The organism is Rhizobium centroccidentale, from assembly GCF_030182565.1.
GTDB lineage: Bacteria > Pseudomonadota > Alphaproteobacteria > Rhizobiales > Rhizobiaceae > Rhizobium.
This window is the reverse complement of the sequence record NZ_JAQJCG010000001.1, coordinates 282,817-302,503: the sequence shown is the minus strand read 5'-3', so window position 1 is coordinate 302,503 and position 19,687 is coordinate 282,817. Positions and strand designations below refer to the sequence as shown.

At 57.7% G+C, this 19,687-nt stretch carries 12 protein-coding genes; 4 read left to right on the top strand and 8 right to left on the bottom strand.

The window, feature by feature from the left end; translation table 11 throughout:
* The first annotated feature begins 108 nt into the window (after positions 1-108).
* The gene (gene treZ, locus PH562_RS01310; RefSeq protein ID WP_285171171.1) at positions 109-1,887 is read left to right on the top strand and encodes a malto-oligosyltrehalose trehalohydrolase; all 1,779 of its coding nucleotides are present in this window, start codon (positions 109-111) and stop codon (positions 1,885-1,887) included.
* A 46-nt stretch (positions 1,888-1,933) separates the two neighbouring features.
* Here the strand turns inward: treZ and PH562_RS01305 are convergent, their stop codons facing one another.
* From PH562_RS01305 to PH562_RS01285, 5 genes are all read right to left on the bottom strand, one after another.
* Entirely contained in the window at positions 1,934-2,281 is a 348-nt protein-coding gene (locus PH562_RS01305) for a response regulator (protein WP_113233128.1), read from the bottom strand.
* Positions 2,282-2,407: 126 nt separating this feature from the next.
* Complete coding sequence (gene glgB / locus PH562_RS01300; RefSeq protein ID WP_285171084.1) at positions 2,408-4,639, bottom strand: 1,4-alpha-glucan branching protein GlgB; 2,232 nt, start codon at positions 4,637-4,639, stop codon at positions 2,408-2,410.
* Entirely contained in the window at positions 4,636-7,929 is a 3,294-nt protein-coding gene (treS, locus tag PH562_RS01295; protein WP_285171082.1) for a maltose alpha-D-glucosyltransferase, read from the bottom strand. The genes glgB and treS overlap by 4 nt, the downstream gene beginning before the upstream one ends.
* A 1-nt stretch (position 7,930) precedes the next feature.
* The gene (locus tag PH562_RS01290) at positions 7,931-11,149 is read right to left on the bottom strand and encodes an alpha-1,4-glucan--maltose-1-phosphate maltosyltransferase (RefSeq protein WP_285171079.1); all 3,219 of its coding nucleotides are present in this window, start codon (positions 11,147-11,149) and stop codon (positions 7,931-7,933) included.
* Positions 11,150-11,463: 314 nt separating this feature from the next.
* Positions 11,464-11,754 carry a hypothetical protein gene (locus PH562_RS01285; RefSeq protein ID WP_285171078.1) on the bottom strand — a complete coding sequence of 97 codons (291 nt, stop codon included), beginning with the start codon at positions 11,752-11,754 and terminating at the stop codon, positions 11,464-11,466.
* Positions 11,755-12,032: 278 nt separating this feature from the next.
* On the opposite strand from PH562_RS01285, the gene PH562_RS01280 reads away from it, so the two are divergent.
* On the top strand, positions 12,033-12,299 hold the full coding sequence (locus tag PH562_RS01280) for a hypothetical protein (protein ID WP_113232384.1): 267 nt from the start codon (positions 12,033-12,035) through the stop codon (positions 12,297-12,299).
* A 587-nt stretch (positions 12,300-12,886) separates the two neighbouring features.
* Here the strand turns inward: PH562_RS01280 and PH562_RS01275 are convergent.
* Positions 12,887-13,267 carry a response regulator gene (locus PH562_RS01275; RefSeq protein WP_285171077.1) on the bottom strand — a complete coding sequence of 127 codons (381 nt, stop codon included), beginning with the start codon at positions 13,265-13,267 and terminating at the stop codon, positions 12,887-12,889.
* 421 nt (positions 13,268-13,688) lie between these two features.
* Here PH562_RS01275 and PH562_RS01270 point away from each other — a divergent pair, with 421 nt between their 5' ends.
* Positions 13,689-13,883 carry a hypothetical protein gene (locus tag PH562_RS01270; RefSeq protein WP_162738170.1) on the top strand — a complete coding sequence of 65 codons (195 nt, stop codon included), beginning with the start codon at positions 13,689-13,691 and terminating at the stop codon, positions 13,881-13,883.
* Between the two features lie 90 nt (positions 13,884-13,973).
* Positions 13,974-15,101 carry a helix-turn-helix domain-containing protein gene (locus tag PH562_RS01265; protein ID WP_285171073.1) on the top strand — a complete coding sequence of 376 codons (1,128 nt, stop codon included), beginning with the start codon at positions 13,974-13,976 and terminating at the stop codon, positions 15,099-15,101.
* Positions 15,102-15,168: 67 nt separating this feature from the next.
* Here PH562_RS01265 and PH562_RS01260 read toward each other — a convergent pair whose 3' ends face one another.
* Together PH562_RS01260 and PH562_RS01255 are read right to left on the bottom strand one after the other, a co-directional pair.
* Complete coding sequence (locus tag PH562_RS01260) at positions 15,169-15,549, bottom strand: response regulator (RefSeq protein ID WP_285171072.1); 381 nt, start codon at positions 15,547-15,549, stop codon at positions 15,169-15,171.
* Positions 15,542-19,474: a chemotaxis protein CheB gene (locus PH562_RS01255; protein ID WP_285171070.1), complete on the bottom strand. Its 3,933-nt coding sequence runs from the start codon at positions 19,472-19,474 to the stop codon at positions 15,542-15,544. The genes PH562_RS01260 and PH562_RS01255 overlap by 8 nt, the downstream gene beginning before the upstream one ends.
* Between the last annotated feature and the right edge of the window lie 213 nt (positions 19,475-19,687).

The window sequence follows — 19,687 nt, the reverse complement described above, 5'->3', positions numbered from 1 at the left end:
GCCTTAACGAACGGGACTGAAAGAGATCTGTTCCGACCTCAGGAACCGTTCCCGTCAAGATGCGTTGGAGTGCATGAAAATTTCAGCATCATCGACGGACGGGATGTCATGCAGCACAGCTTCGCATTTGGACCGCAAATCAACAAGAATGCGGTCCTGTTCCGCCTGTGGGCGCCCTTGGCGGAGCGCGTGCTCGTCCGTATCGAGCAGCGTGGGGAATGGCCGATGCGGCGAAGACAGGACGGGTGGCATGTCGTCGAAGTCAACGATGCGCAGATCGGCGATCGCTATAAATTCGTGCTGGACGACGGGTTTGCCGTGCCGGATCCTGCCTCGCGCTTTCAACCCGAAGACGTCCACGGCCCGAGCGAGCTGATCGATCCAACATTTGAATGGCAAACGCAGGGATGGAAGGGACGCCGCTGGGAAGAAATCGTCATCTACGAACTGCATGTCGGCGCCTTCACGGAAGCTGGCACGTTCCTAGCAGCTATCGAAAAGCTCGATCATTTGCAGCGCCTCGGCATAACGGCCATTCAACTCATGCCGCTTTCGGATTTTCGTGGTCGGTATGGATGGGGTTACGACGGTGTTTTACCCTATGCGCCGGATAGCAGCTACGGCCGCCCCGAACATCTCAAACTGCTCGTCGATGCAGCCCACGAGCGCGGCATCTGCGTCTTTCTCGATGTGGTCTATAATCATTTCGGGCCGGACGGGAACTATCTGCCCCGCTACGCGCCGATTTTTGGAGACCGGCACGAAAGCGTCTGGGGCAAGGGGCTGAATTACGATGGCGATGGCAGCCGTTTCGTCCGCGATTTCGTCATCGAAAATGCAATCTATTGGCTGAGCGAATTTCGGATTGATGGTTTGCGGCTCGATGCCGTGCACGCGATGAAGGACGATAGCGATCCGCATATCCTTCTCGAACTTGCCCATCGCGTCAGGAGCGCATTTCCCGAACGGAAAATTCATCTGATCGTCGAAAACGAGGATAATGAATCGGCTCTCCTCGCTTGCGACGATGACGGCAAGCAACGCCATTTTACGGCACAGTGGAATGATGACATCCACCACGCTCTTCACGTGGCGGCCACGGGCGAGATTTTCGGCTACTACGCGGATTATGCCGATTGGGCACCGCGTCTGAGCCGCGCGCTTGCCGAAGGCTTCGCGTTTCAAGGGGAACATATGGAGTATCGAGGCCGGCCCAGAGGATCGCCGAGCGTTGGCTTGCCGCCATCGGCCTTTATCTCCTTCATCCAGAACCATGACCAGATCGGCAATCGGGCACGCGGCGATCGCATGATTTCCTCCCATCCCATCGAGGCGATAAAGGCCATTGCAGCCATCTATCTTCTCTCGCCGCAGATCCCCATGCTGTTCATGGGTGAGGAATGGGGCGCTGCCGATCCCTTTCCCTTCTTTTGCGACTTCGACGAGGAACTCAACGCCAAGGTAAGACTTGGCCGCAAGGAGGAACTGAAGCGCCTGCCCGGCTTCGACGCGGAGGATGCGTGCGACCCGACAGCCGAAGCCACCTTCCGCCGCGCCAAATTGCGGTGGGACAAAATGAATGAGAATCCGGCAATTGGCGACTACTACAAGCAGTTGCTAAAGCTCAGACATCAAGTAGTCGTGCCGCTCCTTGCTGAAGCGCATAGTTGCCCAGCCACCTATGATCCAGATGCCTCTCCCATCCGAGTGCGCTGGCAAATCGGGTCCACAAACCTTCATTTGGTAGCCAACTTGTCGAACACGCCAGTCGTTTTGAAAAGGCCGACCGAAGGGCAAGTGTTTTTCTCGTCAGGCAGCATAGCAGACAACTGGATGGGACCGCGGGCGGTTGTTTGGAGCCTGTCCTCAGCCACATTACAGAGCTGAACGACAAGCTTGCACCGCTCTCCGAGACCCTTAGAGGCCCGTTAGCTTAGGCTTTTAGCTGCGCCTTTTCCAAGGCGTCGAGGATCACTTTGTCGGTAAATGGCTTGCCGACTATTCCGACTGCCCCTTCGAGACCGTATCCGACCCGTTCGGGGCTACCGGTCACAAAGATCACCTTTATCCTGAACCGATCCGTCAATCGCCGAGCAAGCCCCCCTCCGCTATGGCCATCGGCCAAGCCGAGATCCACGAAAGCCACCTGTGCCTTTGATGCATAGGCCAGGGCCTGCTCCGCCGTCATGAAGGAGCCCACGACTTCATGACCGGCTTCGGTAGCGATACGCTCCAATTCGAGTGCCACCAGGGGCTCATCCTCGACAATCATAATCTTCATCACAACCTCCTCATGCAATAAGAGATAGATCAAATTGGAAGAAAGACGATGTCCGCTACCGGACCGTTCCGTTGAACGCGCAGCTAGGACAGTATCGACTACTTCCCACGACGCAGACCTTCAGGGTCACTCACCTCCCGTCATCGTTTCTCCATCCTCAAAGAGAAACATCGCTGTTGAAAGAGGGGCAAGATCAAGGAGAAGGGACTGGCGGCGTCCATGCACGGCAAAGTCGTCGGTAAGACGATCGCGGGAGCCGATGCCTGCTCCGCCATAAACAGAGTCATCCGTATCGAGTATCCGCCGCCAGAGACCGGAAAAAGGGACGCCAACTCTGTATCCACCGCGGAAAATCGGAGTGAAATTCGAGACGATCAGAATGGCCGACCGCCGTCCGGGATCGAAGCGCAGCATTCCGAAAACCGACTGTTCGGCATCATCCGCAACCGCCCACTCAAAGCCGTCGGGCACAGTGTCGCCGTGCTGCAGGCAGGGAAAATGCCTGTAGATTCGGTTGAGATCGCGCACCAGCCGTTGCAGGCCGGCGTGAGACGGTTCATCCAGGAGATCCCATTCCACGGAACTGTCGTGGCTCCATTCCGACCATTGGCCGATCTCACCGCCCATAAAGAGAAGCTTCTTACCCGGGTACCCCCACATGAAGCCAAAAAGAGCGCGAAGATTGGCCATCTTCTGCGAGGGATCGCCGGGCATCTTGGCCAGCATGGAACCCTTTCCGTGCACGACTTCGTCATGCGAAAACGGCAGGATGAAGCGCTCGCTATAGGCATAGATCATGCCGAATGTCATCGAGCCATGATGATATTTTCGATAGACCGGATCGTCGGACATGTAATGAAGCGTGTCGTGCATCCATCCCATATTCCACTTCATGTCGAAGCCGAGTCCGCCTTCCGCAGCAGGTCTGGTGATGTTCGGAAAAGCGGTCGACTCCTCGGCAATCATCAGCGCATGCGGAAAGCGCTCGTGAACGATGCTGTTCAGATGCTTGAAGAATTCGATGGCTTCCAGGTTTTCGCGCCCTCCGTAGCGGTTCGGGATCCACTCGCCTTCCGGGCGGCTATAGTCGCGATAGAGCATGGAAGCGACGGCATCGACGCGCAGTCCGTCCACATGAAAGCGGTCAAGCCATTCGAGCGCGCTCGCGATCAGGAAGCCTTTGACCTCGTTGCGTCCAAGATTATAGATCAGCGTGTTCCAATCGCGATGGAAACCCTCCCGCGGATCCTCATGCTCATAAAGCGCGGTTCCGTCAAAACGCGCCAGTCCCCACACATCCGTCGGGAAATGCGCCGGCACCCAATCCAGAATGACACCGAGCCCTTCCTGATGGCAGCGATCGACGAAATATGCGAAATCTTCAGGCGTGCCGTGGCGCCCGGTCGGCGCGAACAGCCCGAGTGGCTGATACCCCCACGATCCGCCAAAAGGATGCTCCATGATCGGCAGGAGCTCGATATGGGTGAAGCCCATTTCGCTGACATAGGGAATGAGCCGCTGCGAGAGTTCGATCCAATCCAGCGCGCGGCCGCCATCTTCCATGTAGCGCAGCCAGGAACCGGCATGAACCTCGTAAATCGAAAGCGCCTTGGCGAAATGATCGGCGTTTCGGCAATTGTCCATCCAGGCATGATCGTTCCAGCGAAAGGGCTCGGATGACGCCACCACGGACGCCGTCGATGGCGCGGGCTCCGCTGCCCGTGCGACCGGATCGGCCTTCTGCGGAAGCAGGGTACCGGAGCGATCGACAATCTCGAACTTGTAGCGTTCGCCGACCGTGATATGCGGAATGAATATCTCCCAGACACCGACCTGCGGCCGGAGCCTCATCGGATGGCGGCGCCCGTCCCAGGCGTTGAAGTCGCCGACCACGGATACCCTGCTTGCATTCGGCGCCCAGACCGCGAAACGCACGCCCGCGACATCGTCGACCGTCATGGGATTGGCGCCAAGAGCCTCGCTCAGATTGTAATGCGTGCCTTGCGAGATCAGATGGAGATCCAGATCACCGAGCAACGGCGCAAAGCTGTAGGGATCGGCCGTCACCTGGATTGCATCGGGCCAGTGAATTTTCAGATAATAGGCGTTGCGTTCGGCAAGTGTGGCGCCAAACAGGCCGGCGGGATGGATAAGATCGGCCGACGCCAGAACGCGATCACTGTCCCGATTGAGAATTTCAACGCGCAAAGCCCCAGGCAGATAGGCTCTGACGCTGTAGCGGCCATCCACACCTTGGTGCATGCCGAGGATCGAAAAGGGATCTCCATGCCGCCCCTCCGCCAGGGCATGCATGGAACCCGCATCCACTCCGCTGAGAATGTCGGCAACATCGCTCATGAGCGGCTCCCCGACAGTCGCGCTATGATGGCGGCAAGTCCGTTCAGCGGGATCGGAAGCCACTTCGGACGGTTTCGTGCCTCGTAGGCGATCTCATAGGCAGCCTTCTCCAGAAGAAAGATATCGATGATCCGCCGAGCTTCGGCAGGCTCTTTCGGCAAATCGGGCGAAGCCGCCAATGCCGCGATGTAGGATGTCAGAAAGATGCGTTCCGCATTTTCCGCGAAGCGCCGGATCACCTCTCGGCGGCGGGCATCATGATGATCCGAAATGGCGTCGTTTTCGAGCATGGCGGTTGCTGAGAGATAATCGAGCGACCGCAGCAGGCCGGCAGCGTCGCGCAACGGGCTCGTCTTGGCGCGGCGCTCGGCAAGATTGCGCGCTGGCTCGCCTTCGAAATCGATGATGACAGCATCGCCTTCCGTCACCAGGATCTGGCCAAGATGGAAATCGCCATGCGCACGCGTCAACAACGTGCCTTTCGCCTCCTCCGCCAGCGCACTGGCAAGCTCGAGGATCCTGTCGCGTTTGGCAAGCAGCGAGGACATTTGCTCTGCGATCTCCGGCTCGACACTGTCTTCGAGGTCGGTCAGCTTGGAAAAGGCATAGGTGATCTCGCCCGTTAAGGTTTTGCGAATGCCGGCGATATCGCGTGCATCCGCCCGACGCGGTGCGAAGGCTTCGTTGTCGGTCGGCTGCGCCAGTAAGACATGCAATTCTCCAAGGCGTTCGCCGACCATGGAAATAAAATGCAGAAGTGGCTGCAGCTGCTCATCGGCCGACTCGACTGCAGCCTCGGTGATAACGATCTCGTCAGCGGTGCGGCGCAGGTTGGACAGCATCCAATTCCAGGCGTCACCCTGGTTGCGGATCGCGCCTTGCACGATGATCAGCGTCGATCGGCGACCTTCACCGTCGGTCCGAGCCACCTCGCCCAGAAGAGGGGCAGTATGCTCATAACCATGTTCCGTCAAATAGCGCGTCATCTCGACTTCCGGATGGACGCCGACGAAGACATGGCGGATCAGCTTGATCATTGCCAGGTCGCCCACGAGCAAGGAGCTGTTGGATTGTTCGGCCGAAAGCCAGCGGATCGGCATATCCCCGGTCAAAGCCAGACAATCGAGCCGATCAGTACCGATGAACTCGATCATGCCGGTGCGTCCGCTGACCGTCGAGCGATCGCATAGGCCTTGAAAAATGCCGCGTGCCATCATCTCGACGGCAAATCCGTCGGTCAAGAATCCAACCCGCCTACCCTGCCGGATGCGCGCAAGGGAAAGCTGCTGGGCGAGCACGTTGGGCGCCGTATCATCCCATTCGGCTGCGAGCGGCAATTGATAGCTCTCCACATGATCCGGCAGCACAACCTCGATCTCTCCGAGCACGATACCGTCGGCAAAGGGTATCGGTGTCGCGGAAACAAGCCTCGCCTCCTGCAGAGCCTGGTCCTTGGCGCCGAACCAGCGGCGCTTCGCAAGATAGGCCGGCAGGATATCCCTGCTCAGCATCGCCGTGTGATGCGGCAGCTCGGCAAGCTCCGTCAGGCTGCGTCTGATAACGATCGTCACCAGATCGACAAGTTGCTCAGGCGGGGCCGTGCGCCAGGCCGGCCCGTCGGCTTCGGCAGCGAGCTGGAACCAGAAGAAACCATAGGGAGGCAGTGTGAGCAGATAGGTGAGCTGCCCGATCGGCGGGAACGGCGACATACCCGTCAACTCCACCGGAACCCGCCCTTCGAACTGCTGCAAATCGAGCTCTACCGCCTGGGGAACGCGTGACAGGTTTGCGACGCAAAGAATGACCTCATCATCATATTCGCGCAAATAGGCGAGAATCCGCCGGTTCGCCGGCGTCAGAAACCGCATTGAACCCCGCCCGAAGGCGCTGTGGCGACCGCGCAGCGCCAGCATTCGCCGTGTCCAATTCAACAGCGAATGCGCGTCCGACACCTGCGCCTCGACATTCAATGCCTCGTAGCCGTAAAGGGGATCGGCAACCGGCGGCAATACGAGGCGTGCCGGATCTGCGCGCGAAAAGCCGCCGTTGCGATCGGGGGACCATTGCATAGGGGTGCGCACCCCGTCCCGGTCGCCGAGATAAATATTGTCTCCCATGCCGATCTCATCGCCATAATAGACGATAGGTGTTCCCGGCATGGACAGCAGCAATGCATTCATGAGCTCGATACGGCGGCGGTCGCGTTCCATCAATGGCGCCAACCTGCGGCGGATGCCAAGGTTGATACGGGCGCGCTTATCGGAGGCATAGGTCTCCCACAGATAATCGCGTTCAGCGTCGGTGACCATTTCGAGCGTCAATTCGTCATGATTTCTGAGGAAGATCGCCCATTGGCAGATGTCGGGGATCTCAGGCGTTTGACGTATGATGTCGGTGATCGGAAAGCGGTCTTCCTTGGCAATCGCCATGTACATGCGCGGCATCAGGGGGAAATGGAACGCCATATGGCATTCGTCGCCGTCGCCGAAATATTCGCGCGTGTCCTCTGGCCACTGGTTTGCCTCGGCAAGGAGCAGCACGCCGGAATGTGTCGCATCAAGCGCCGCACGGATCTCTTTGAGGATCAGATGGGTTTCCGGCAGATTTTCATTGTTGGTGCCTTCGCGCTCGACAAGATAGGGGATTGCATCGAGCCGGAAGCCATCGATGCCGGTCTCAAGCCAGAAACGCATGACATCGATAATCTCCTTCATGACCAGCGGATTATCGAAGTTGAGATCTGGCTGGTGCGAATAGAAGCGATGCCAGTAATAGGCGCCCGCCACGGGATCGAATGTCCAGTTCGATTTTTCCGTATCGAGAAAAATGATGCGGGTCTCGGGAAATTTCAGGTCGGTATCCGACCAGACGTAGAAGTCTCGTTCGGGGCTTCCGGCAGGCGATTGCCGCGCGCGTTGGAACCAGGGATGTTGGTCCGACGTGTGATTGATGACGAGCTCGATAATGACGCGGATATTGTGCTCATGCGCAGCCGTCACGAACTTCCGGAAATCCTCCAGCGTCCCGTAATCAGGGCTGACGTTGCGATAATCGGCAATATCATAACCATCATCGCGCCGGGGCGAGGGAAAGAACGGCAGGAGCCAAATGGCATTGACGCCGAGTGCGGCGATATAGTCGAGCTTCTGGTACAGGCCTTCGAAGTCGCCGATGCCATCGCCATTGGCATCGTAAAAGGACTTGATGTGCAGCTGATAGATGATCGCATCCTTATACCATAGCGGATCATCGGCAGCATTATCGACCTCGGGCATGTGAACAGTGTCCATCTCAGACCTCCCCTGCCCTGACGCGCCAGATGGCAAAGGGCAAATGGGCCGGATCGAGCCGGATCATCTGCCACTTCCCCGTGCGACTGAATCTTTGGCCGCTAACGAGATCCTCGAAAGCGAGGGTCCCTTCGTCTGCCAGGCCAAACCGCCGGAGCGGAAATTCGATATTGCTTTCCTCTATCGCGTGCGGATTGAGCGTCACGGCGACAAACAGAACGTTGTGGCGTCCGCCGCTTGCCTTCTCGAAAAACATGACGTTGGGGTTCGACGAGGGCAGAAATGTCAGCCCGAGATGCGAATGCAGGGCTGAATTATTCTTGCGAATGCGGTTGAGCATCGAGATTTCCGCCTTGATGTTGCCCGGTCGGTCGTAATCCCAGGCACGGATCTCGTATTTTTCACTATCGGCATATTCCTTGCGCTTGGCATCGGGCCGTCCTTCGCACAGCTCGAAGCCGTTATAGACGCCCCAAAGGCCGGACAATGTGGCAGCCAGCGCGGCCCGGATGAGATAGGCAGAGCGCGGCGCATTCTGCAGGAAGTCCGGATTGATATCATGGGTGTTGACGAAGAAATGGGGACGAAAGAATTCGGTGACCTCACCATGAGTAAGCTCGGTCAGATATTCCTCCAACTCCGCTCTTGTGTTGCGCCATGTGAAGTATGTGTAGGATTGAGAGAAGCCGACCTTCGCCAGCCGGTACATCACTTTCGGCCTTGTGAAGGCTTCCGAAAGGAACACGACCTTTGGATGACGTGCGCGGATATCGCCGATCAGCCACTCCCAGAAGGGAAAAGGCTTGGTATGGGGATTGTCGACGCGGAAGACGTTTACGCCTTCCTCGATCCACATTTCGACGATGTCGCGCAGTTCGGCCCAAAGCGCCGGCACGGCCTCCGGTGCGTAGAAATCGACATTGACGATGTCTTCGTATTTCTTCGGCGGATTTTCCGCATAACGGATCGTACCGTCGGGCCGCCAGTCGAACCAGCCCGGATGTTCCTTTAGCCACGGGTGGTCCGGAGAGGCCTGAATCGCTAAGTCGAGCGCGATCTCCAATCCGAACCGCTTTGCTTCCGAAATCAGATGCTCGAAGTCATCGAATTGTCCAAGGAGGGGGTGGATTGCTTCATGCCCGCCGGCTTCCGAACCAATTGCGTAAGGACTGCCCGGATCAGTGGGAGCGGCAATAAGAGAATTGTTGCGGCCCTTGCGGTTGGTGTGGCCGATCGGGTGGATCGGCGGGAAATAGAGCACGTCGAAGCCCATATCCCGGATGGCCGGCAGGCGTGCGATGACGTCTTCGAACGTGCCGTGGCGATTGGGGTCACCGCTCTGCGAACGGGGAAAGATCTGATACCAGCTCGCAAAGGCCGCCTCGCGGCGTTCGGCTTCCACACCATAGATCCGCGAGTGCGAGGTGAAAGGACGGCGGTCGGCAAGCGCCATCAGTTCGTTTGTACGTGTGGCAAGGAGCAATTCAAGCTTGCCCGGCCCGTCACGTCTTTCGAGCTCGGCAAGCAGCATCGCGAGTTCCGTCCTATCCTCATCCCTCATCCGTACGCCGCCATCGACTGCAGCATCCCGGATCAACTCTTCGCCTTCGATCAGTTCCAACCGAAGATCGAGCCGCGCTTCGCTCTTCTTGAGAAGCTCGTAGCGGAAAATGGCAAAGGGATTTTTCCAGGCCTCGACCATGAAATCGAAGCGCCCGATGCGATCGAGCAGGAATGCGCCCTGCCAGCGATCGTTTTCGGAAAGGACCATCTTGGTTTGACGCCAATCAAGCTCATCGTGGGCGCGGTAAAGCAGGGCCGCCGACAGCAGATCATGGCCATCGGCAAAGATGTCCGCCTCGACGATCACGGTATCGCCGACGATGCGCTTGATTGGAAAGCGTCCATCGTCGACCTGCGGCGTAACATGTTCGATGGCGATGCGTGGAGAGGCCGTCGCTTCGGCGAGAGACAGCTGCCCTTCGTCAGCCGTGACGAGAGGGCGGGCCTCAGTTGTGATAACACGCACCTCGCCCGGAGCGATCCTGCAGCTGCTAGGCACCGCCTCAATGGGCAGGAAAGGCGAAGCCAAGCGATGCATGATATCGTCAGGCAGTTCCGCGGGACGACGCGGATCTCTGTTAACAGCGAGAAGCCGCGCATGCGTTGCATCCCGCAATGCAGGCCGATCAGCCTGGGCAATCACCGTCACCTGGCTGGTTGTTTCGCAACGAAGGGTCATCGGTCGAGTGGAGCCGCGTGGCGCGGAATTCAGATCGCGTATATCCCCCGAGATATCGTAGGCTCCCTCGGCTTTAAGGACACGCAAGCCCTGTCCATGACCATATGTCGGATCGAGCGGCAGGGTGGCGCCGAATTCGAAACCCATCGGCACAAGCAATCCATCGCCGAGTTCGGCGGCAAGATGGAGAGCGCGGCGTGATTTTCGCTCGCGGATTTCCCTGCTTTCGGTGCCATGCGCCAGGCGCCGTCCAAACGGCACTTCCGGAAAGGCGATCTGCCGTCCGAAAGGAAGCTGCAGGCGATATTCCTCAAGGAACCAGCTTTCTCGCAGATCCCACCAGGCAAGCGAGGAAAAGGCACCATCGAAGCCGCAGTCCCGTAATGCCGAGCGTAGGGCGAAATCCGTCCCCGGCGTGTACGCAAAAAACCTCGTTCCCGGTCGTGCCTTTTTCGCGCTGCTCATCAAGCGCCGCCAGCCATCGACAGGGAGGCCGGCAATGCCAAGGACCCGATATCCAGCGATTCCACATGACGCAAACTCCGCCAGCCGCGCTTCCCACTCGTCGATTACCGCGGCTGGGGATAGTGCTACAGGCCTAGTTGAAGAGAGGGGCGACCGCCGTGGGTCGAGCGGGGTAAAGGCGGTTGCGGTCCCCGCGTCATGAGCGCTAACCATAAGGTCGAGCATGAGTTCGATCCCCGATGCTCGCGCCTCTTGCACCAGCATGGAGAGAGCCTCTTTCGCATCTCCTTCCAGCTCGAGCGCCGGATCCAGATGTTCGTAATTGTCCGTGGAAAAAAGACCGCCGCCAGCCTTTTTGCAAAAAGGCGGGGCCGAGAGCACGATGTCGAAGCCGAGCGTGCTCGCGTGATCAAATACCTCGCTCCATCGATCTCGCCCTGCCAGCAGCAATGGATTCACATAGTAGATCCGCGGATGGCTGAATGCGACGTCTGACTGAGCTGCAAGCGGCATCAAGTAATTCTCCACGCGTCACGCGGACATGAACTATTGTTTAGGCGGTTACCGAGCCTAACCTGCAGGCAGCTTAGTTGTTCCAATCCGAGCAACTTCCGCTTGAGCGAACATCTCGCCTCTCACACCGCAAAAGGATCTGTGTTCCGGCGATAATCGATGCCTAGCGCAATGAATGAAACTCATTCAAAGACGTTGGGAAGCACAGCTTTTTTCAAAAATTGGAAAGATCAAAGAAAGCGGAAAATTCTAGCGCCGCGAATGGAACTCCGCATCGAGGCGATCCGGGACGCCCTTTCCAGCAGAGCCAACTTTTAGTGACTGCAATGATCAACCCGCTCCTCGGGCACCGCGCCATCAGCGTGCAGGCCTTGCTCACGCGACAATTCGATTTCATCGAACGCGTGCCGACGCAATAGCTTGAAAATCGCTTCGTTTATGTCGCGGCCGTCGAGGAGGCTGGGATTGTCGCACAAGACATCAATCGTCCGCTGAGCCACACGTTTTGCCACCATCTCGGATCTGGCAAACTTGCGAGCCCAAAGCACTAAGGCTTCGCGAAAATCAGGATCATTTGGAATAGATGCGTATTTCCGAAAGGGCATAATGCTGCTTCCTCGGTCCTGCAGGCGGGAGCACGTACAAACCCTCAGTCGCCACCGCCTACTTATTCGGTTGGCGGCGATATATCATCTTACGCTATGAGAACGACGAGTCGACCCATTTCTATGTACGCCGGCGGACAAAGCTTTCATGAGTTCTAAGGCCTAAGTCCTTACGTGGTCGGGACTTTGGTCCGTGTTCATAAGCAGCGCTCATGTCATACTACATCTAAGGCGCGGATTAGCGCGCCGGAGCTGTATGTAAATTGGAATGGAAAGACATGAAAAGAATTGTAATCGCAGCGCTGGCGCTCGCAACGACCTTGGGCGCATCGCCGGCATTCTCTCAGGTCTATTTTGAATACGGAGTTGGGCCTCGCTACGACTATGATGCGCCGCCACGCTATTATCGCGATCGGCCGGCCTACGCAGATGATGGATACTATGACGCCCCGCGCTACAGGTATCATCGCCGGTGCTGGACAGAGAGGCGCTACGGTTACCGTCATCATCATCGGGTCGTAGTGCGCGAGACGGTTTGCGAGTAGTCGGTGCGAAGAACGTAGCGCTTGGTCCGCCCACGGCCATCGCCCGATGCGAATGGTGGCATTCACAAAGCTGTCACACAATGATAGATTGAAGCTGCGTAAGTTACTGAACTCCGGTTTATCCCGACTCGCGCTCCCAACAGTGCTCCTGTTGCTGCCCTGCCTGGCCCCACCCGGCAGGGCGATTTGTTTCGAGCACTGGGAACCTTAGCCGGGCTGCCCAGTTTATTCCGCGGGTGATCTTTCACTCATATCACTCAGCCTTCCCGCAAAGCTTGGCCCGACCTTAGATCGGGCCATTTTTGCGTCCCGGCATTGGTCGCGGAGGTGTCACTTTCGTTTCATTATGTTACCTGACCAAGACTTGAGGGGACGCTGGCGTAGGGACATGGCCGAATACACTTCTATTCGACTGATATGAGGAACTTTCCGAGAGGCGTGTGGTTTTACAAGTGGAAGGGCTCCCCGCCTTCCGGTTCTCCTGCCGATGCCGATAGCTGCCGACCAGCGGCTATCGGCATTCCTTCGGAACATCGCTCTCGCTGTCTTTCTCATTCTGTGGGATCAACGGCCGTGCCTACATCGTTCTAATGTCTGCTGGCATGTTTGCTAATCATGGCGGTCAGCACGGGGATGATCTTTTCAAGCTCAACTGGCTTTGAAAGGCGCTCGATCTTTCGAAATCGCTCTGGGATCGCCGTCGCGTCGTAGCCAGTGACGAATAAGTAGGGAATATTGCTTTCATTAAGCTGATCCGCGAGACCGTATATGCGCTCGGCGCCGAGATGAATGTCCAGCACCGCGGCATCGATCCGTGCCTTCGCAAAAGCACGCATCCCGGCGGCAAGTGTGGAGAAAGGGCCGACGACATCGCAGCCTTGGTCTTCGAGCGCGATCGTCAGATCGCTTGCCTGGAAATAATCATCTTCGACCACGAGAACGCATCTGCCAAGCAGTTCGCTGAACATCGTTTCCCCTCCCCTAAGTCTCAGTTGAACGATTTTATTTCCTGCTATCTACTCCACCCGTCTCACATCCATGAGCTCCGCAAATCCACATTATAGCGGAGCGATCCGCCATCCTAGATTACAACCATCAGCGATTAGACATTGTACGGCAACGTACAAACCGTAGTCACTCACCGCAGCCGCGCGGCTTGCGGAAGGCAGGCGATGAGCAGGTCGATCAGCATGGTTCTGCGTGCTGCAAAGGAACTTTGCGGTCTTGTTCTGGTTGGGCACGTGGTCGCCGAACTTACTAGGATCAGGTTGTTTTGCTGGCCATTTGAGCGTCATACGGCACAGGTTAGGCTATTCCCCGAAGACAGTGGTTGTTTCCGCTCGCGAACAGAGTCTCGCGCCGAGAGCCCAGCGTGATAAGGAGGGCCAAATGAATGATATTAGGTGCAGCCCGGCGGCGGAAACTCGTCTCTGGAAGATCCGAAACCTCTTATACCGCGCTGTCCAGGATTCGGTGCTGAAGGAGCGAGCGGAAGGTCATCTGGCTGTCAAACAAGCCTACGAAGAAATCTCTGCCCTCCTCGACCAGCTTCAGTCCAATATTCGCCCCTCTGAACAAGACTGAGCGCGCAACGGTATATTGGGATATGATGGAACCGCTTAGGATCGCCTCCGTTTCCAGATAGTGCTCGACCAATCTGATGGTAGGTGCGAAATGGCTGCATCGCAAATCGCTGAGGGAACTCGGGTTCTGCTGGTCGAGGATGATTACTTCATCGCGTCCGATCTGGCGCGACGACTCGACCAAATGGGCTTCGACGTTGTCGGCCCATTGCCCGGTGTCGAAGAAGCTCTCGAGCGAATTCGCGCGGGTGATAACATCGCGGCCGCGATGCTGGATATAAGGTTATCCGGAGAGATGGTATTTCCGGTCGCCGACGAACTTGAACGTCGCGCTGTTCCGTTCATTTTCGCAACTGCGTTCGATCCACAAGTCGTCCCGGCTCGCCACGCCGACAAGCTTTTTCTGCGCAAGCCTCTGGAAGACCGTGCGATAGTCGCCGCGCTCGCGAACGTGTTGGAGCCAGCGGCCGTGGCCAACGATGAAATGCAGCGGAACGCAATCCTGAGACGATTGCCGCAGCAGCAACTTGGCCAGATCTCCCGCTTTCTGCGCCGTGTGCACTTGCCTCGCGGTGCGGTCATGGAGGTCCAGAATCAGAAGGTCACTCGCGTCTACTTCCCAATTGATTGCGTCGCCTCGCTCATTGCGGTGGGTCGCCAGGGAACGCGGATCGAAACGGGGCTGATTGGCAGGGAGGGCATGACCGGGATGGGAATCGCGATCGGTGACGATCGGACCTCTCACGAGTTAATCAACCAAGTCGAGGGCGACGCGCTGGTCATGGCGGCTCTCGACTTTCGAGCTGCGCTTCACCTGGCGCCTGACCTCGGATTGCTCGGTGCGCGTTTCTCCCGAATTCTGGGGGTGCAGGTCAGTCACACGGCATTGGTAAACGCCAAATTTGAGCTGCGACAGAGATTGGCGCGCTGGCTCTTGATGGTTCAGGATCGCGTTCCTCTACAATCCTTTGATTTGACGCATGAATATCTTTCGATAATGCTCGGCGTGAGGCGGTCATCCGTCACAGACGCGATCCATGTGCTTGAGGGCGAAAAATTGATCAGGGCCACACGATCGAACATCGAGATCCGAGATCGCGTACAACTGATCAAGATCGCTGGCGAAGCCTATGGTACGCCCGAAGCCGAGTATGAACGGCTGATGCATCTTCCTCTTACCCGCGAATTGCCGTCGGAGTTGATACGGCCCGTAGCATGAACTTGTCGCCAATTCCCGAAGCGATCCTGCTCAAATGCCTTAGACGAGCGCACGACAGTCCGCGGCATTATTGGCCGGGTCCGGCTGTAATCCGGCGGATAGCCTCACAGAGTTTGGCCATGTCGTTGGGCTTACCCAGCAAATCGCAATGCCTGAATCGGCTTGGGAGCCCAGCGGCATCATAACCGGACGTGAATAAGATCGGAACATTTCGCTCCACCAGTTTGTCAGCCGCCGGGAAGACCGTCTCGCCCCTCAAATTAATATCGAGGATAGCCCCATCGATAAGCGATGTTTTGCCGATCAATTCAAACGTATCGTTTAGCGTTCCGACAGGTCCAATGATCAAGGCTCCGGCGTCGCTCAGAAAATCGCTAAGCTCCATGGCAAGCAAGTATTCATCTTCGACCACAAGAATGCGGAGACCTTTCAATGATTGATCATTCATCCGGAGTCTCCCTTGCGGATCTCGTCGCCGAAACCGGTATCGCGATGGTGCAATGAACACCGTCAGGACCGAGCACATAGCTTGTTTGGGCGCCGAGTTGATATGGGAGCGCCTGTTCGATCAGCTCACGACCCTGCCCCGTGCCGGCCACGGCCTCACCTCCGCCGGGCATTTTAACGCCGATTTCGCGCCAATCGATATGGAGCCAGGGACGACCGCCATCACCCTGCTCATCAAGCCTCCAGCGAACGGACAATCGGCCGGCGGGCTGACCAAGCGCGCCATATTTTACAGCGTTCGTGGCAAGCTCATGGAGAGCCATCGCCAGCGTCTGGACCGTGGAAGATCGCAAGCGCACCCCGCTCGGTCCTTCGAGGCTGGTGCGCTCGGCACTGCCATCCATCGCCGAAAGTTCACTTTCGATCAGTTCGTCGAAGGTAACCCGGTCATGTTCGTTGAGACGTGACAGCAGCCCCTGAACTCGCGCCAACGCATTGAGCCGATCGTGGAATTTCTCACGGAATTCCTCAAGGTCGTTGCTGGCGCGGCCGGTCTTGTCGGCCGTCGAGCGTATGACACCCATCAGATTCCGCGTTCGATGCTGCAACTCGGCCACCAGGATTTCCTGGCGTGCCTGCATGCCACGCAAATCATCGACGTCGGTTGATGTGCCGAGCCACTCGACGATGGCGCCATTTCCGTCACGAACCGGTGTTGCCCGTGTGTGAAACCACCGATAAGAGTTCGTATCAGCCCGACGGATGCGGTATTCCGTCTCCATCCCGCCAGATTCAATGGCCTTGGACCAATTTGCCAGCGCACTGTCACGATCGTCAGGGTGTACCGGTTCGAGCCATCCCGAACCACGGCTTTCGCCCTCAGCCTGGCCGGTATAGCTGGTCCATTGCGGGCTCGACCATGTCCAACTGCCTCCGTCCACCGCGCGCCAGACGAGTTGCGGAATGCCTTCCAAAAGAGCGCGCTGACGTTGCTCGGCGGCTGCAAGCGCCGCTTCGGTATCCTTGATCTCGGTAATGTCGTGGCCAATTCCACCGATATGGGCAACACGTCCCGTTTCATCCTTGATGGGAAAATCCGTGTTCCGGAGCCAGCGAATACCTCCATCCGAGGCCCTCCGGATGCGATATTCGAAGACCACTCGCTCACCGGTGCGAACCCGTCGCAGGTTTTCGGCTGCCCGTTCACGATCTTCCGGCAGGATCATCTCCAGCCATCCAGCCATATTATCCCCTCGAAGCGCAGCTTCGCGATCAAGGCCATAAATCGCTTCGAATGCGGGTGTCAGATACGACCATTGGAATGTCTCGGCGTCCCGGATCCAAAGAATATCCTGCGACGCCTCACCAAACTGGCGCAGCCGATCCTCGCTTGCACGCAACGCCGCCTCGGCCCGCGCGCGGTCGGATATGTCGACAAATGTCACGACGGTTCCATCGATCCGGTCTTCTACCGTCCTGTAGGGCCGCAGGCGCATCGAGAACTGCCGGCCCTTGCGGCTGGTAACTTCGCGCTCGATAGGGATCAGATCTTTCAAAACTCTTCGCGCGTCGCTCTCGATATCGTCATAGTTCAGTTGATGGGTAAAATCGGTGATGGCGCGGCCGATATCGTGCCTTGTGACGTTGAAGAGCTCCGCGACCGGCGCGGTGAACATCTTGATGCGGAGGTCCGGATCGAGGAAAAGCGTGCCGATTTCGGTGGCAGCCGACAGGTTCTGCAGATCGCTATGCGCTGCCGAGATACTCTCCAGCTTGCTTTTCAGTTCGGCATTGACGGTGTGGAGTTCCTCGTTGATGGACTGCAGCTCCTCCTTGGAGGTCTCGAGCTCTTCGGCCGTCGAACGATATTCCTCGTTCATCGATTGCAGCTCTTCATTGGCCGCACGAAGCTCTTGAACGAGGGCGTCGTGTCCGCTGCGGCTTAGCATCAGCGCCTCTTGTGAAGCCTTGAGCTCGGCATAGACGCGGCGAACTTCGTCCGGGCGCGCGTCGGCCACGGGTTCCAACTCATCACTATCGAGGACGACACCCCCGTCCAGGAAGAACACCAGAGCCTGCGCAGCCTTCTGCGCGTCGTTTGTGATGGGGGTCACCTGCATGGAAATTCGCCGCTTACCTTGATCGAAGGCGACCACCGTCGGCAACGTAACGCTCGGCTCTCCTTTCTCGAGCGCTCGTGAAAGCGCTATTCCGAGATCTAAACGAAGTTCCGGTCTGACGATCGCAGTCAAGGTTTTGGAGACCGGCCCGGCCGAGTGCAAAATAAATCGGCCCGCCGTCGGAGACAGATGCAGAATATTCTGCCCATCATCGACCAAGACGCTCGCCGGCGCGTTGTGTTCCAGCGCCGCGAGATGGAGGGCGGCTGGAAGCGCTGCCCGTTCCGTGGTGATCGGCGTTGGCCGATCATTGCTCGTCAGCTGCTGCTCCGGTGCGGCAAACTGCGGCAGGATCGGCAACAAATGGCCGCCGTGAGGCCGGGCGCTATAGATGCGCGCCTGCCTATCGACCGGCGCGAAAAGGTCGGCGGCGACATCAACCGTCTCGGCTGAGCCAAGAAAGAGATATCGCCCCGCCCGCAATCCGTAGTGAAAGATCGAGCAGACCTGGGCCTGAAGGGCGCGTTCAAGATAGATCAGCAAATTCCGGCAGGTAATCAGATCGAGCCGCATGAAAGGCGGCTCCTTCAGGACGCTGTGCTTGGCAAACAGCACGCTTTCTCTTACTTCCTTGCGGACCCGGAAATGGGTACCTTCGTCAATGAAGAAACGAGACAATCGCTCCTCGGAAACGTCAGCCTCGATCGCTCTCGGATAGCGCCCTTCCCTGGCTGTCCCGAGCGCTCCCTCATCCAAATCGGTCGCGAAGATCTGCAGAGGGATTTTTACGCTGCGGCGAGCCATTTCTTCATGCAGAAGAATAGCCACGCTGTACGCTTCCTCCCCCGTTGCACAGCCGACCACCCATACACGAATACTCTCGTCGTTCTCCCCGCTATAGGCATCGAACAGGGGCTTGATCACCTGGCGTCCTAGCGCTTCGAAAGCCTGTTCGTCGCGGAAGAACATCGTCACCGATATCAACAGATCGGAGAATAGATTCTGCGCCTCCTCAGGTGTCGTCAGCAAATAGTCGGCATAGTCGGCAAGCGTCTCCGTGCGACAAACCTGCATCCTTCGCACAACCCGCCGCATCACGGTGGCGCGCTTGTAAGCGGAAAAATCGTGGCCGGTTCGAGCCCGCAACAAAGCGACGATCCGCCGGAGATCATTGGCCACCCCTGCCATATCAAGCGACCGGACGGCTTCCTTGCTGCGAGCCACCTCGGAGAGCCGTTCGACCAATCTGGGTATGGGAGCGACGAAATCAGCGGCGCCAGTCGCGATTGCGTTTTGCGGCATGGCGTTGAAGCTCGCCTCGGCAGGATCCTGGACCATGATCACGCCGCCGGCTTCCTTGATGGCTGTCACGCCGAGCGCGCCATCCGCACCCGCTCCGGAGAGAACAATAGCGACGCCATCACCGCGCGCGGCGGCAACCGAACGAAAAAACATATCGATCGGCGCGCGCCGGCCCCGCGGTTCGCTGAATGGTCTTGAAGATATATTATCGCCATCGATGATGACTTCCCGATCCGGCGCGATGACGAAGACGCAATCCCGCTTCAGCGTCGGGCTATCTTCGATCTGGTGCACAGGCATGCGGGTGCACACAGAAAGGATCTCGCCCAGCGAGCTCGGTTCATCGGGAGATAGATGGACGATGACGACATAGGCAAGTCCGAGGTCGGTCGGCAACTGCCGGAATAAATTCTGCAGTGCCGACACCCCGCCCGCAGACGCCCCGATCGCACAAACAGGCACGAAGGTCTGCTGGAACTGTGATTTGAGTTCGTCGTCGGCCATTTTCTATTCGCTCATCTTCAAATTATTGAGAAATTTCCGCGCTTCTACCATATTACCCCGACCACGGACGCTCGCATATCTGTTTCGGCGGAATTCAGTCCGATGTGTCGCGTATCACAAGATACCGATACTCGCGAATGTCGAGCCGCCAATTCGCCAGGCCCGCTCTCCGAGAGCGGTGATCCCCAAAAATTTCGCTTATGAATTTGTAGC

Excerpts from the sequence above, each read along its gene's own strand:
- treZ (WP_285171171.1), top strand. The coding sequence starts at position 109 with ATGCAGCACAGCTTCGCATTTGGACCGCAAATCAACAAGAATGCGGTC.
- PH562_RS01305 (WP_113233128.1), bottom strand. The coding sequence starts at position 2,281 with ATGAAGATTATGATTGTCGAGGATGAGCCCCTGGTGGCACTCGAATTG.
- glgB (WP_285171084.1), bottom strand. The coding sequence starts at position 4,639 with ATGAGCGATGTTGCCGACATTCTCAGCGGAGTGGATGCGGGTTCCATG.
- treS (WP_285171082.1), bottom strand. The coding sequence starts at position 7,929 with ATGGACACTGTTCACATGCCCGAGGTCGATAATGCTGCCGATGATCCG.
- PH562_RS01290 (WP_285171079.1), bottom strand. The coding sequence starts at position 11,149 with ATGCCGCTTGCAGCTCAGTCAGACGTCGCATTCAGCCATCCGCGGATC.
- PH562_RS01285 (WP_285171078.1), bottom strand. The coding sequence starts at position 11,754 with ATGCCCTTTCGGAAATACGCATCTATTCCAAATGATCCTGATTTTCGC.
- PH562_RS01280 (WP_113232384.1), top strand. The coding sequence starts at position 12,033 with ATGAAAAGAATTGTAATCGCAGCGCTGGCGCTCGCAACGACCTTGGGC.
- PH562_RS01275 (WP_285171077.1), bottom strand. The coding sequence starts at position 13,267 with ATGTTCAGCGAACTGCTTGGCAGATGCGTTCTCGTGGTCGAAGATGAT.
- PH562_RS01270 (WP_162738170.1), top strand. The coding sequence starts at position 13,689 with ATGAATGATATTAGGTGCAGCCCGGCGGCGGAAACTCGTCTCTGGAAG.
- PH562_RS01265 (WP_285171073.1), top strand. The coding sequence starts at position 13,974 with ATGGCTGCATCGCAAATCGCTGAGGGAACTCGGGTTCTGCTGGTCGAG.
- PH562_RS01260 (WP_285171072.1), bottom strand. The coding sequence starts at position 15,549 with ATGAATGATCAATCATTGAAAGGTCTCCGCATTCTTGTGGTCGAAGAT.
- PH562_RS01255 (WP_285171070.1), bottom strand. The coding sequence starts at position 19,474 with ATGGCCGACGACGAACTCAAATCACAGTTCCAGCAGACCTTCGTGCCT.